The organism is Streptomyces sp. NPDC057654 (genome assembly GCF_042800135.1).
In the GTDB taxonomy this organism is placed as follows: Bacteria; Actinomycetota; Actinomycetes; order Streptomycetales; family Streptomycetaceae; genus Streptomyces.
The window spans coordinates 1-1,269 of sequence record NZ_JBHVHQ010000527.1; the positions used below are offsets into that span (position 1 = coordinate 1).

A 1,269-nucleotide genomic window follows, 5' to 3' on the forward strand; every position below is an offset into this window, starting at 1 on the left:
AGGGTGAGACCTGATGCCGAGCCGATTGTGGTGAAGTGGATGATCCTATGCTGTCGAGAAAAGCCTCTAGCGAGTTTCATGGCGGCCCGTACCCTAAACCGACTCAGGTGGTCAGGTAGAGAATACCGAGGCGTTCGGGTGAACTATGGTTAAGGAACTCGGCAAAATGCCCCCGTAACTTCGGGAGAAGGGGGGCCATTCCTGGTGATGATCTTTACGGTCTGAGCTGGGGGTGGCCGCAGAGACCAGCGAGAAGCGACTGTTTACTAAAAACACAGGTCCGTGCGAAGCCGTAAGGCGATGTATACGGACTGACGCCTGCCCGGTGCTGGAACGTTAAGGGGACCGGTTAGCTCCATTTCGGTGGGGCGAGGCTGAGAACTTAAGCGCCAGTAAACGGCGGTGGTAACTATAACCATCCTAAGGTAGCGAAATTCCTTGTCGGGTAAGTTCCGACCTGCACGAATGGCGTAACGACTTCTCGACTGTCTCAACCATAGGCCCGGTGAAATTGCACTACGAGTAAAGATGCTCGTTTCGCGCAGCAGGACGGAAAGACCCCGGGACCTTTACTATAGCTTGATATTGGTGTTCGGTTCGGCTTGTGTAGGATAGGTGGGAGACTGTGAAGCTATGGCGCCAGCCGTGGTGGAGTCGTCGTTGAAATACCACTCTGGTCGTGCTGGATGTCTAACCTGGGTCCGTGATCCGGATCAGGGACAGTGTCTGGTGGGTAGTTTAACTGGGGCGGTTGCCTCCTAAAGAGTAACGGAGGCGCCCAAAGGTTCCCTCAGCCTGGTTGGCAATCAGGTGTTGAGTGTAAGTGCACAAGGGAGCTTGACTGTGAGACCGACGGGTCGAGCAGGGACGAAAGTCGGGACTAGTGATCCGGCGGTGGCTTGTGGAAGCGCCGTCGCTCAACGGATAAAAGGTACCCCGGGGATAACAGGCTGATCTTCCCCAAGAGTCCATATCGACGGGATGGTTTGGCACCTCGATGTCGGCTCGTCGCATCCTGGGGCTGGAGTCGGTCCCAAGGGTTGGGCTGTTCGCCCATTAAAGCGGTACGCGAGCTGGGTTTAGAACGTCGTGAGACAGTTCGGTCCCTATCCGCTGTGCGCGTAGGAGTCTTGAGAAGGGCTGTCCCTAGTACGAGAGGACCGGGACGGACGAACCTCTGGTGTGCCAGTTGTCCTGCCAAGGGCATGGCTGGTTGGCTACGTTCGGAAAGGATAACCGCTGAAAGCATCTAAGCGGGAAGCCTGCTTC

At 56.3% G+C, this 1,269-nt stretch carries 1 rRNA gene (only partly in view); it reads left to right on the forward strand.

Annotated features, from left to right (window positions below):
- Positions 1–1,269: ribosomal RNA gene (locus ACFU99_RS29755) — 23S ribosomal RNA — on the forward strand; its annotated part runs 321 nt beyond the window's last position; the annotation flags it as partial.